Consider the following 12,549-nt stretch of genomic DNA (forward strand, 5'->3'; position numbering starts at 1 on the left):
ACCACAGGAGAACCATGTGAGCGCACATGTCAACGCCCATCGAAAGCCGAACCCCGTCGGCAAGTCCCTCGGCCGAAAGGCCATGCGCATAGGCCTGTTCGCGGCCGGCGCGGCCGGTATCGCCGCCGCCGTACCGGCCCAGGCCGCCATGGCCGCGGGCGGCGGAGGCCATAACGCCGCCGTCGCCGAGGACCACACCTTCAGCCACGCGGACCGGGCCCATCCGACCCAGGTCAAGGACTCCTTCACCGTGCGGCAGTTCGGCACGGTGAAGTCCGCGGGCATCCGCAACCAGGCCAACGCGGTCTCCGTCGGCTGCTCGGTCGACGCGCACTGCCGGTCGGTGGCCCTGTCCTTCCAGATCGTCACCCTCGCGGGCCGGCACACGCACCTGAACGCGGTGAACCTCAGTGACGCGGCGAACCAGCACTGTGACGGATGCCAGACCCTGGCCGGTGCCTACCAGTTCGTGGTCTCCACCGCGCGTCCGATCACTCTGGACAGTGCGACGAAGAGCCGCCTCGCCGACATCCACCGCAGGCTCGACGAGTTGAGCCGTTCCGGTATCCCGGCCGCCGACCTCAAGACGAAGGTCGACGCGCTGGCCGCCGAGGTCACCGGAGTCCTGCACGACGCGGTGGCCGACGCGCCGAAGGCCGCGGACCAACCGGCCGTGGCGGTGCACCGTCACATGGACGGCTGGCCCGGCCACTGAACACAGGCGCCGCGAAGGGCCGTTGACGAACGCCGTTGACGAACGCTGTTGACGAAGCCCGTTGAAGGAGATCGTCGCGCGAGGGCGTCGCGCGGTGCGTACCCGGGGCCGTTGAGCAGAGCCGCAGGCCGAGGTCGCCGCGTTGTCGACGTTGTCGACCAGGGCCACTGAGAGGGGTACGGCGTCACCGACCGGCCGGTGACGCCGTACCCGTGCCGTGACTCAGTCCGCGGTGCGGCCCGCCACCAGCCACTTCGAGGGCAGTTCGATCCGGGTGCCGAGCGCGGTGTACTCGGCCGTGACGAGCGGGAGTTCACCCCTCGCGAGGACGGTGAGACCGGCCGCCCCGAGGTGGTCGGGGACGGATTCGTCGGAGACCTCGCCGGGGGCGATGCCGTGCCGGAAGACGGGTGCCAGCTTGGCGGGAGGGCCGTCGGAGCCCTGCGCCAGCCCCATCAGGACGGGACGGGCGGCCTCGGCGAGTTCGACGAGGAAGACCCGGCCCCGCTCCCCCACCAGGGTGGCGATGCCGTCCACCAGCGGCTGGCGGTCGTCCGGTTCGCACTGGTGGAGCACGCCCCGCATATAGACGTTGGCGTCGCCGAGTTCCGCGTGCAGGTGCTGCACCTCGCTCTTCTCCGACGCGTCGAGCAGCCGGTACGTCGCCTGTCCCGCGGCGTCGGCATGACGGGCGTGGTCGAGCGCCGCGGCCGAGATGTCGGCGCCGACGACGTGCGGGAAGCGGTCGGCGAGGAATCGGGTCTGGGTGCCGTTGCCGCAGCCCAGGTCGACGAGAGGCAGCCCGTGGAACGTCACGTACGGTTCGAAGAGAGCGAGATGGACGCCCGCGGTCAGGGCCGGCTCCGCATCCCAGAAGACGGCTCCCTGTTCGTCGGAGGCCTCGCGCCAGAAGCCCTCCCAGGCTCCCCTGTACCGACCTGTCACGCTCATGCCCGCTCCCCAGGTAGCACCGCCGCCCGCCGAGCACGACGGGCGAGATCGGTCTATCGCGCCTGGAGTGCGGCGACAAGCATGCGGCGCATTCCTTCACGGGTCATTTCGATCCGTCTACGCCGTTGCGCGCCCCCCACGCCCCCTGCGCCCCCGAAAGCCCGCGGAGTGTGCGGGGGAGCCCGAGGAGTGTGTCAGCGTCGCGGCAGCGTCAGTTCGAACCACACGGTCTTGCCGCCACTGGTGCGGCTCGTGCCCCACTCCCGGGCCAGCGTGCTGACGACGCGCAGACCGCGTCCGAACTCGTCGCCGGGGCCCGCGCTGAGCAGCGTCGGCAGGGTGTGGTCGTCGTCGGCCACCTCGCACAGCAGGGTGTCACCGCGCACGAGGCGCAGTTCGACCCGGCGGCTGTCCGTGTGCCGTACGGCGTTCGCCACCAGCTCGCCGGCCATCAGTTCGGCGGGGTCGGCGAGCCGCTGCAGGCCCCAGTCGTGGAGCTGCTCGCGGACCGCGGCGCGGGCCCGGCCCGCCTCGGCCGGATCGGACGTGAGCCGCCATTCGGCGATGTCCTCGGGTTCGATGCCGCCCAGCCGGGCCATCAGCAGGGCCACGTCGTCCTTGCGGCCGCCACGGGTGTTGAGGGCCCGGATGATCGTGTCGCAGGCGTCGTCCATGGACGCGGCCGGATGGGCGGCGGACTCGCAGAGCGTGGCGAGGCCGACACCGATGTCCTCGCCGCGCACCTCGACCAGGCCGTCGGTGCACATCACGAGCCGGTCGCCGGTCGCCACCGGTACGCGCACCGTCTCGAAGGGGACACCGCCGACCCCGATGGGCGCGCCGGTCGGCAGGTCGAGCAGATCGCTGCGGCCGTTCGCGGCGCGGACCAGGACGGGCGGGATGTGACCCGCGTTGGCGATGTGCAGCTCACCGGCGATGGGGTCGTAGATCGCGTACAGGCAGGTCGCGAGGTAGTGCTCCCCGAGCCGCTGGGCCAGGTCGTCGAGGTTGCGCAGGAGTTGGGCGGGCGGCAGGTCGAGCGCCGCCATGGTCTGCACGGCCGTACGCAACTGTCCCATCATCGCGGCCGAGTGGAGACCGTGGCCCATCACGTCGCCGACGACGAGGGCGGTGCGGGAGCCGGGCAGCTTCACCGAGTCGAACCAGTCACCGCCGACGCGTCCGAGGAGCGTGCCGGGCAGATAGCGGGTGGCGATGTCACAGCCGGCCATGCGGGGCGCTATCTGCGGCAGCATGCTGTCCTGGAGCGTCTCGGCGACGCTCTCCTGGTACGTGTACATGCGGGCGTTGTCGAGTACCAGGCCGGCCCTGGCGGCGAGTTCGGCGCCGGTGACCCGGTCCATGTCGTTGAATTCGACGCGCTCCGGGTGACGCAGCAGGACCATGAACCCGAGCACCACGTTGCGGGCCTTGAGAGGCACGACCAGCATGGAGCGGTGGGTGATGAGCGGCCTGATGTCGCGCTTCTCGAACTGCGCGGCGATCATGTGGCCCATCCGCTCGCTGATGCGCGGTACGAGGACGGGCTCGCCGGTGGTCATGCACTGGAAGAACGGGGTGTGCGCGGGGAAGGGCATGGCCTCGCCGACGGGCACGACGTCGTCCCAGCGGCCCGGCTCGTCCGTGTGCTCGAGCGCGACGCGGTGCCACATCGTGGTGGTGTCGGGCACGCCGTCGGGGAACCCCTCGCCGGCGACGACCTGTTCGCGCAGATAGGTGCCCGCCACGTCCGTGAAGCGGGGCACGACGGCCCGGCTCACCTCCATGACGGTCCGTGCCAGGTCGAGGGAGGTGCCGATGCGTCCGCTGACCTCGTTGAGGAACTCCAGACGCTCGCGCACGGCGACGTACTCGAGGTCCTCGCCCTCGTCCTCCGCGCCGTGGATGTCCAGTGCGTCCGGAGCGTCCTGTGCGTCCCGCGGGAGCGGCGGGCCGGCCGCCGCGGCCCCCGCGGCCCGCTCACGGCGGGCCTTGCGCCCGGCCCGCCGGGGCACCCCCCAGTCGGGGGTGACGGGCACCCGGTCGTTCTGGCTGAACTCCATCACCGGATAACCGAGTTCGAGGATCTGCGCGACGACGCGGGCGCCTTCGTCCACACTCATGCTGGGCAGGATCTCGGGCAGTCTGCGGGCCAGCTCCTCGGCGCCGGGGAAGTCGGTGTGCAGCGCGAAGGCGGGTGCGATGCGCTCGACGGCCACCCGGTCGTCGGTGTGGCGCATCGCGCCCGCGTCGGCGGCCAGGACCAGCAGCCGCTCCCGCCCCGGGCCCACCAGCGGGTACGCCCACCACAACACGTCGACGCGGCCTCCGCCCCGGCCGCTGTCGTCGTCCGCCTCGTACTCCCGGCCGGGCACCGTGAGGCGGGCGCGCCCGGCGGCCGGGTAGGAGAGCCGCCCGTCGAGCGAGGACTCCAGGTCGGGGCCGAGCCCGTCGTACGCGGCGTAGGCCCCGTACAGCGCGGTCTCGTCCTCCTCGGGGAGCACACCGGAGACGGGGAGCAGGTCGACGGCGGGGTGGCCCACCGCGTCCTCCCTGGAAACGCCGAACAGACGTCGGGCTCCGGTGCTCCAGTGGGACACGAGGCCGTCGCGGTCCACGGCGACCACGGCCAGCGGGACGCGCCCGGCATCGGCGCGTTCCGTCACGCCGTTCCCAGCTGCGCGGCTGGGAGATGTGCCCACTTCGGTGCCACGCGAAGTGCCGCTCTCCATGGCCCAGGCCCCTCTCCCCGCGGCTCGGCAAGATCTGTGCCGCACCCACCACCGTACGACCGCGGCCCGTCGCGATGTGCGGCAACAGGGGAATTGACCTTTACAGGGACCGCTCCGGCGCACCACTTGTCGCCGCTCCGGCGCGCCACCCGTCGCCGGTGCGGCGGGTGGCGCCGGTCAGTCCTCGTGGCCGAGTTGCAGATCGCGCTCCGTGCGGCCCCCACCGGCCACTTGGAGCACGGTGGCCACCGGCGGGTAGCCGGCCGCGATGACGGTGTACTCGCCGGAGGACAGGTCCACGAAGCGGAACGTGCCGTCGGCGCCGGTGGTGAGGGTGTCCACGACATTGCCCGCGGCGTCCAGGAGCGTCACGCGCGCGTCCTCCACGGGCCGTCCGCCGCCCGCCCGTACGGTGCCGCGCAGGACGGCGCCGCCGGCGAGTTCGACGTCCTGGCGGGTCTCGCGGGAGGCCTGCACGCTGACCGGGAGCGCGGCCGGCCGGAACGCGGGCGCGCTGCCGGCGAGGGTGTACTCGCCCGCCACCAACTCCGTGATGACATAGCCTCCTTCGCGCCCGCTGCGGGTGGTGGCCACCACCTCGCCGTGGACGTTGGTCAGCGTGACGGTGGCGTCGCGCACCGGGGTGCCGTCCGCGGTCAGCACGCTCCCGGCGAGGCGGCCGGCGCCGCCGAGCACGACGTCCAGCTCCACGGGACGCTCACCGATCGTCACGGAGACGGCCTGCGGCTGGTGTCCCCCGGCCGCGGCGATCAGGACGTACGAACCCGATCCGGGCGTGGACAGCGCGTACCGCCCGTCCTCACCGCTGGCGCCTCGCCCGATCTGCTGTCCGGCGATGTCGATGAGCGTGAGCGCGGCGCGTGGCACGACGGTTCCGTCGGGGTGCTGCACGGTTCCGCAGACGGGGATCCCGGCGGCGTACGTGCTGCGGGCCGGGGGGACCGGCACCTGGGTGAGGGGCACGGAATCGGTGTCGGCGGCGGGGGCGTTGTGGGACACCAGCGGTTTCTCCTTGAGGAAGAAGGCGATGAACAGGCCGAGGACGAGCACCGGCACGAGGTAGAGGAAGATCCGCGGCATGGCGTCCGCGTAGGCCGCGATGTAGGCGTCGCGCAGCGGTGCGGGCATCGCGTGGACGAGTTGCGGGGTCAGCGACTCGGGGTCCGGGAGGGCGGTGCCGGCCCGCGCCGGGACGCGTTCGGCGAGCGCGTCCGCGAGCCGCCGGGCGAACAGCGTGCCGAAGACCGCGGCGCCCACGCTGCCGCCGATCTGCCGGAAGTAGTTGTTGGCGCTGGTCGCGGTCCCGAGGTCGGCGGCGCGCACGGAGTTCTGCACGGCGAGGACCAGCACGGGCATCACCATGCCGATGCCGGTGCCGAGGACGGCCATCCAGACGCTGTAGGCCAGCCGGGACGTGTCGACCTCCAGACGGGAGAGCAGCCACATGCCGAGCGCCGACAGGGCGCCGCCGAGCACCGGATAGATCTTGTAGCGGCCGGTGCGGCTGATGAGCTGGCCGGAGACGACCGAGGCGCCGACGATGCCGCCCATCATCGGGAGCATGAGCAGGCCGGACTCGGTGGCGCTGGCCCCGTCGACCATCTGCAGGTAGGTCGGCAGATAGCTGGCGGCGCCGAAGAGGGCGACGCCGACCACCAGGCCCACCAGAGCCGTGATGTTGAAGACACCGTCCCTGAACAGCCGTGGTGGGATCAGGGGTTCGGCGGCGAAGCGTTCGACGACGAAGAACAGGACGGCCGCGGCCAGGGCGCCCGCGCCGAGCCCGAGGATCACCCGGGACCCCCAGGCGTACTCCGTACCGCCCCAACTGGTCAGCAGGACGAGGCAGGTCGAGGCGGCGGCGAGCAGCAGCACCCCGAGCACGTCGACCCGCCCCCGGCGGGCGGGCTTCGGCAGTTTCAGGACGACGGTGACGACGGCCAGGGTGAGCAGGCCGAAGGGCACGTTGACGTAGAAGCACCAGCGCCAGGAGAGGTGGTCGGTGAAGTAGCCGCCCAGCAGGGGCCCGGCGACCGAGGCGAGACCGAACGCGGCGCCGATCAGGCCCATGAAGCGGCCGCGCTCCCGGGGCGGCACGATGTCCGCGATGATCGCCTGTACGCCGATCATGAGGCCGCCCGCGCCGACGCCCTGGACCGCCCGGAAGGCGATCAGCTGGTCCATGGTCTGCGCGCGTCCGGCGAGCGCCGAGCCGATCACGAAGGTCGCGATCGCGAACTGGAAGACGCCCTTGCGGCCGAAGAGGTCGCCGACCTTGCCGTAGACCGGGAGTCCGACGGTGGAGGTGAGCAGATAGGCGGTGATCGCCCAGGACATCCTGTCCAGGCCGTGCAACTCACCGACGATCTTGGGGAGCGCGGTGGCGACGATCATCTGGTCCAGCGCGGCGAGCAGCAGCGCGAGCATGAGCCCGAGGAAGACGAGCCGTACCTGGCGCGGGCCCAGCCGGTCGGGGCCGGTGGGGCCGATCACCTCCGATACGGCGGGCTGCGGGGGTGAGGCAGCCGGTTCGTCCTGTACCAGAGTGATCCCGCCCACGGTCCGTTCCCCTCGTCGCACCCACTGCACAATTCCCGCTTATCGCGACAACTGCGAGCAAGCGCGACGAGTTACGGCGTACCGTCGCGTCGCGAGGAGATGCACTCGAACCGGTGAGGGCGGCAACGCGCCCTGGGGGGTTGCCTCTTGGGCCGGCGGATCACCGAAGGCCCCCTCGGTGCTACTTCTCCGTCTCGGTGGCGAGCTTCTCGAGCACCAGGTCGTAGATCCGGCCGAGGCCCTTGGGCGCGAAGGTCTTCTCGAAGAAGCCGCCGACGCCGCCCGCGCCGTTCCAGACGGTGCTCACGACGACCCGTGACTTGCCCTCGCCGGCCGGGGTGACCCGCCAGGTGGTGACCATGGAGGAGTTGCGGTCCTTCTCGACGAGCTCGCCCTCGGTCGGCTCGGTGACCTCGAGCAGACAGTCGCGGACGCGCTTGCTGGTGGCCTGGAGCTTCCAGTGGACGAGGGTGCCCTCGCCGTCGCCGCCCTCGCGCACCTCGTACTCGCTGAAGTGTTCGGGCATCAGCTTCGCGCGGGTGCCGGTGTAGTCGGCCAGGGCGTCGAACACCGCCTCCGCGTCCGCCGCGATGACCCGCTCCGTCGTGGCCTCGACCTGCGCCATGGCACTTCCTCCAGCACTTGGTGACTCGGGGTGTGCGGCAAGCCAACCACCACGCGGGCCGCCCCCTCAAATCGGGGTCCTCGCGGGGCGCGTGAGGGGCTCGCGGCTGGGGCGCGGAAGGGGTTCGCGGCGAGGGCGCGGGAGGGCACGCCCCGAGGGCACCGAGGGAGTCCGCCCCGAGGGCGCGGCGGGGGTCCGTCACAGGGCTCGGGAAACCGGGTCGCACGATCAAGGGAACATGTGTTCTATTCTGTGTCCAGTGCTACCGAGGAGGCCTCATGCGCTGGGAGAACCTCACAGCGGACCCCGCCGGGGACCGCGCCCGAAACGCCGCGCTGTTCGGCGCGGACGCGGTGAACACCCGCACGTTCGACACCCCGGAGTTCCGCGGCGTCACGTTCCACGAGATCCGGGCCCGCTCGATCGTGAACCGGGTGCCGGGGGCCTCCCGCATGCCCTTCGAATGGACGGTCAATCCCTATCGGGGCTGCACGCACGCGTGTGTGTACTGCTTCGCGCGCAGGACGCACAGCTATCTGGACCTCGACACGGGCCTCGACTTCGACTCCCAGATCGTGGTCAAGGTCAACGCGCCGGACCTGCTCCGCCGCCACCTGGGCTCTCACCGCTGGCACGGCGAGCACATCGCGATGGGCACCAACGTCGACTGCTACCAGCGCGCCGAGGGCCGTTACCGGCTGATGCCGGGCATCGTCGCCGCCCTGCGCGACCACGCGAACCCCTTCTCGATCCTGACGAAGGGCACGCTGATCCTGCGCGACCTCGACCTCCTGAAGCAGGCCTCCGAGGTCACCGACGTCGGTATCTCCGTCTCCGTGGGCTTCACCGACACCGAGCTGTGGCGCACCGTGGAACCGGGCACTCCCGCGCCCGAACGCCGCCTGGACGTCGTCCGCACCCTGACGGACCACGGCATCGGCTGCGGGGTCCTGATGGCCCCCGTGATTCCCTTCCTGGGCGACCACCCGGCCCAACTGCGTGCCACCGTGCGGGCGATCGCGGCCTCGGGGGCCACCTCCGTGACCCCGCTGGTGCTGCATCTGCGGCCCGGCGCCCGCGAGTGGTTCATGGCCTGGCTGGAGCGCCACCACCCTTATCTCGTACGCCGTTACGAGCGGCTCTACGCGGAGGGGGCGTACGCCCCCAAGTGGTACCAGCGCCGGATCACCCGTCAGGTCCACGAGCTCGCCCAGGAGTACGGCATCGGTCCCGCGCGCGGGGGCGCGCCACGCAGGATCGCCGCCCCCGGGGCCGCAGCGGCTGAACCGGCCGCGCCCGAGCCGACGCAGCTCACGCTGCTCTGAACGGCGCCGCCGCGGCCGAACGTCGCCCGCCCCGGAACTGGCGTTCGAACTCCCGCCTTTCGGCACCGCGCCGTCCGAAACCTCTGTGACGTCATCCGAGCGCATCCGGCGACCCAATCGGGTCAAGTCTTGTCAGAACGGGTTCTTCTGGGCCCCCACCCCGGGACGATGCGGCGAAGGCCGTGGCGTGCACGGCTCAAAATCCTCCGTCCTGGGAGGCGTTGTGAAGAAACGCGCAGCTGCTCTGTGCGGGGCTGCCGCCGTGGTGGCCGGGATGATCACGTCGATCCCCGCCGACGCGAGCGTCGGCTCCGCGACCGCACCGCGCACCGTCCGGACCGCGAAGCTCACCTGGAAGAAGTGCGGTACCAGCACCTATCCGGCGCTCCAGTGCGCGTCCGTGCAGGTGCCGCTGGATCACTCGAAGCCGGACGGCCGGCTCATCACGCTGGCGCTCTCACGTGTCCCGCACACCGCGACGAGGTATCAGGGACCGCTCCTGGTGAACCCCGGCGGCCCCGGCGGCAGCGGGATCACGATGGCCGGATTCGTCGCCTCCGCGCTGCCCAAGGCGGTGGCGGCGCAGTACGACGTCATCGGCTTCGACCCGCGCGGCGTGGGCGCGAGCCGGCCCGCGCTGGACTGCAGGCCCGGTCACTTCGCCCCGGTCCGGCCGGACACCGTGCCCAGCACCCCCGCGATCGAGAGGGCCAACCTCGACCGCGCCCGGTCCTTCGCGAAGGGGTGCGGCGAGAAGTACGCGAGCCTGCTGCCGTACATCGACACGATCAGCGCGGTCCGCGACATGGACTCGATCCGTGCCGCGCTCGGCGCCAAGAAGATCAACTACTTCGGGTACTCCTACGGCACCTACCTGGGCGCCGTCTACGCGAAGCTCTACCCGCAGCGCGTACGCCGGCTGGTGCTCGACTCCGTCGTCGACCCCACCGGCGTCTGGTACGACGACAACATCGGGCAGGACTACGCCTTCAACGACCGCCATCTGGCCTTCCTGGCCTGGGTCGCCAAGCACGACGCGACGTACCGGCTCGGCACCGACCCGGCCAGGGTCGAGGCCAAGTGGTACGCGATGCGCAGGGCGCTCGCCGAGAAGCCCGCCGACAAGAAGGTGGGCGCCTCCGAGCTGGAGGACACCTTCATCCCGGGCGGCTACTACAACGGTTACTGGCCCCGTCTCGCCGAGGCGTTCTCGGCGTACACGAACAAGAAGGAGACGACCCCGCTCCTCGCGGCGTACAAGAAGATCGGCGCCAAGGACGCCGCGGACGGCAACGGCTACAGCATCTACACCGCGGTGCAGTGCCGTGACGTGTCCTGGCCGCGCGACTGGAACCAGTGGCGCGAGGACAACTGGGCCGCCTACGGCAAGGCGCCCTTCATGGTCTGGAACAACGCCTGGTACAACGCGCCGTGCGCGTTCTGGCCGGCGAGCACGCTGCGGCCGGTGGACATCTCCAACACGGCACTGCCACCGACCCTGGTCTTCCAGGCGACCGACGACGCGGCCACCCCGTACCAGGGCGGTGTGACGGTCCATCATCAGCTGCTCGACTCCAGCCTGGTGGTCGAGCAGGGCGGCGGCAACCACGGCATCACGCTGAGCGGGAACGCCTGCCTGGACAAGTACCTGGCGGCGTATCTCACCAACGGCAAGGTGCCGCGCGGGAGCGGTGAGGCCGACGCGGTGTGCGAGAAGCTGCCCGACCCGGAGCCGCTGAGCACCCGGGCGGCGTCCGCCACCTCCCAGGGTGCGACCCTGCACGGGCTGCTCGGCCCCCGCGGCTGAGCACACCCGGACGCCCGTCGGGGGCGTTGTCACACCCATGGTCCACCATGGACGCATGAGTGAACTGACCCGCCTCTCCGCCCCCGACGGAGTCGCCCCCGCCGCCGCGTACTCACATGTCGTCCTCGGCACGGGCCGCCTCGTGGCGGTCTCGGGACAGCTCGCCCTGGACGAGGACGGCAGGCTCGTCGGCGAGGGCGACCCGGCCGCGCAGGCCCGTCAGGTCTTCGAGAACCTGCGCCGCTGCCTGGCCGCCGCGGGCGCGACCTTCGACGACGTCGTCAAACTCACCTTCTTCGTCACGGACATGGCCCATATGCCTGCCATCCGCGCCGCCCGGGACGCCCACATACCCGCGGACCGTCTGCCGGCCGCCTCCGCGGTCCAGGTCGCGGCCCTGGTCGGCCCCGAGTTCCTGATGGAGATCGAGGCCTACGCGGTGCTGGGCGGGTGAGCGGCGTCCGGGTCCGGGAGATGACCCTCGCGGACTGCGACCGGGTGTCGGAGATCCGCGTCCGCGGCTGGCGGGCCGCGTACAGGGGCCTGATGCCCCAGCCGTACCTCGACGCGCTCAGCACGGAGGAGGACGCGGCGGGGCGGCGCCGGCACTTCGGGCAGGGCGGCGGCGCGGTGGTGAACCTGGTCGCGGAGCAGGCGGGCGAGGTGGTCGGCTGGGCCTGCCACGGCCCGTGCCGGGACGGCGAAGTCCGGGCCACGGACGCCGAGTTGTACGCGATCTACGTCGACCCCGACCGGACAGGGGCCGGGGTGGGTCGCGCACTGCTGCGGGAGGCGGCCGAGCGCTGTGCCACCGCCGGGTACGAGCGGATGCTGCTGTGGGTGGTCAAGGAGAACACGGGGGCGCGCGGGTTCTACGAGCACGCCGGATTCGGCCCCGACGGCGCCGAGGAGCCGTTCGAGGCGGGCGGCGTCGAGGTGCCCGAGGTCCGCTACGTCCGTGCGCTCACCGACACCCCTGTCCCTCCGCCCACCCCGGCTCGCACCGATGCCGGTGCCCCCGCCCGCGCGGACGGTTCCGCGGTCTGACGCGGTCGGACGGCGGAGCCACCCGGAATGCGGCCCCCCGGGATGTCCTCGCCGGTTCGACCGCCACCCGCCCCCAGCCCTTCCCACCGGCGGGCGGGAGCGGACCGCGGGGGTGTCAGCCGGGTGCGCGCGCCGGGCAGGTGAGCGGGCCGCGGCGGGGCACGCGTCACTCCGGCAGCCGCGCCAGCGCGCGCACCGCCTCCTCGGCGAGCACCGGATGCGCGAGCGCGTCGTTCAGTACGGGTCCCGCGCGGACGTCGCCCAGCACGCCCAGCCCCCGCACGCAGGCGAGGGCGACGGCGCGGTACGGATCGTGCGGGCGCAGCCTGCGCCGCAGCGTGGTGATCAGCGCGGGTACGGCCTCGGGAGCGCGCAGCTCGACCAGCAGCCGCACCGGGTGCAGCGCGTAGGCGACGCGCAGCTCGTTGGTGGCCAGCGCGGCCGCCGCACGGGCCGTACGCCGATCGCCGAGGCGCTTGAGGGCGTACGCCGCGGACGCGCAGCGCCGTGGCTCGCGGTGGTTGAGCAGCAGGACGAGCGCCTCGAAGGCCCGCCCGTCGCCGGCCGTCCCGAGCCGGAAGGCCGCCACCTCCCGCGCCCACAGTGGTTGCCCCGGTTCGGTCAGCGCCGCCGCCAGTACGTCGAGGTCATCGGTCGCCACGAGTCGGTCGTACGCCGGCGAGGCCCCCGCCTCGACTCGTAAACGCTCCGTGAGTGATCGCAACTCCTCGTCCATGTCGCCGAGCCTAGATGCGGCTCCGGGACGT

General features: G+C 72.1%; 10 protein-coding genes. 5 read left to right on the forward strand and 5 right to left on the reverse strand.

The window, feature by feature from the left end; genetic code table 11:
• Nucleotides 1-16: 16 nt before the first annotated feature.
• Nucleotides 17-715, forward strand: coding sequence for a hypothetical protein (locus tag ABZV34_RS19600; RefSeq protein WP_356277835.1), 699 nt, complete (start codon nt 17-19; stop codon nt 713-715).
• Between the two features lie 222 nt (nt 716-937).
• Here the strand turns inward: ABZV34_RS19600 and ABZV34_RS19605 are convergent, their stop codons facing one another.
• From ABZV34_RS19605 to ABZV34_RS19620, 4 genes are all read right to left on the reverse strand, one after another.
• On the reverse strand, nt 938-1,666 hold the full coding sequence (locus ABZV34_RS19605) for a class I SAM-dependent methyltransferase (RefSeq protein ID WP_356277838.1): 729 nt from the start codon (nt 1,664-1,666) through the stop codon (nt 938-940).
• 194 nt (nt 1,667-1,860) lie between these two features.
• Nucleotides 1,861-4,398 (reverse strand): SpoIIE family protein phosphatase, encoded by a 2,538-nt coding sequence (locus ABZV34_RS19610; protein ID WP_356277839.1) that lies wholly within the window; start codon nt 4,396-4,398, stop codon nt 1,861-1,863.
• Between the two features lie 177 nt (nt 4,399-4,575).
• The gene (locus tag ABZV34_RS19615) at nt 4,576-6,978 is read right to left on the reverse strand and encodes an MFS transporter (protein ID WP_356277841.1); all 2,403 of its coding nucleotides are present in this window, start codon (nt 6,976-6,978) and stop codon (nt 4,576-4,578) included.
• 181 nt (nt 6,979-7,159) lie between these two features.
• Complete coding sequence (locus ABZV34_RS19620; protein WP_356277844.1) at nt 7,160-7,603, reverse strand: SRPBCC family protein; 444 nt, start codon at nt 7,601-7,603, stop codon at nt 7,160-7,162.
• Nucleotides 7,604-7,881: 278 nt separating this feature from the next.
• Between ABZV34_RS19620 and ABZV34_RS19625 the strand changes: the two genes are divergently transcribed.
• The 4 genes from ABZV34_RS19625 to ABZV34_RS19640 all read left to right on the forward strand — a co-directional run bounded on the left by ABZV34_RS19625 (nt 7,882) and on the right by ABZV34_RS19640 (nt 11,782).
• Entirely contained in the window at nt 7,882-8,928 is a 1,047-nt protein-coding gene (locus ABZV34_RS19625; RefSeq protein WP_356277847.1) for an Rv2578c family radical SAM protein, read from the forward strand.
• Between the two features lie 223 nt (nt 8,929-9,151).
• On the forward strand, nt 9,152-10,735 hold the full coding sequence (locus ABZV34_RS19630; RefSeq protein WP_356277850.1) for an alpha/beta hydrolase: 1,584 nt from the start codon (nt 9,152-9,154) through the stop codon (nt 10,733-10,735).
• 55 nt (nt 10,736-10,790) lie between these two features.
• Nucleotides 10,791-11,189: a RidA family protein gene (locus tag ABZV34_RS19635; protein WP_356277853.1), complete on the forward strand. Its 399-nt coding sequence runs from the start codon at nt 10,791-10,793 to the stop codon at nt 11,187-11,189.
• A 20-nt stretch (nt 11,190-11,209) separates the two neighbouring features.
• Nucleotides 11,210-11,782 (forward strand): GNAT family N-acetyltransferase, encoded by a 573-nt coding sequence (locus tag ABZV34_RS19640; RefSeq protein WP_356277993.1) that lies wholly within the window; start codon nt 11,210-11,212, stop codon nt 11,780-11,782.
• 166 nt (nt 11,783-11,948) lie between these two features.
• Here ABZV34_RS19640 and ABZV34_RS19645 read toward each other — a convergent pair whose 3' ends face one another.
• Nucleotides 11,949-12,518, reverse strand: a complete 570-nt coding sequence (locus ABZV34_RS19645; RefSeq protein ID WP_356277856.1) for an adenylosuccinate lyase — start codon at nt 12,516-12,518, stop codon at nt 11,949-11,951.
• Nucleotides 12,519-12,549: the final 31 nt, after the last annotated feature.

The organism is Streptomyces sp. NPDC005195 (assembly GCF_040608315.1).
In the GTDB taxonomy this organism is placed as follows: Bacteria; Actinomycetota; Actinomycetes; order Streptomycetales; family Streptomycetaceae; genus Streptomyces; species Streptomyces kaempferi.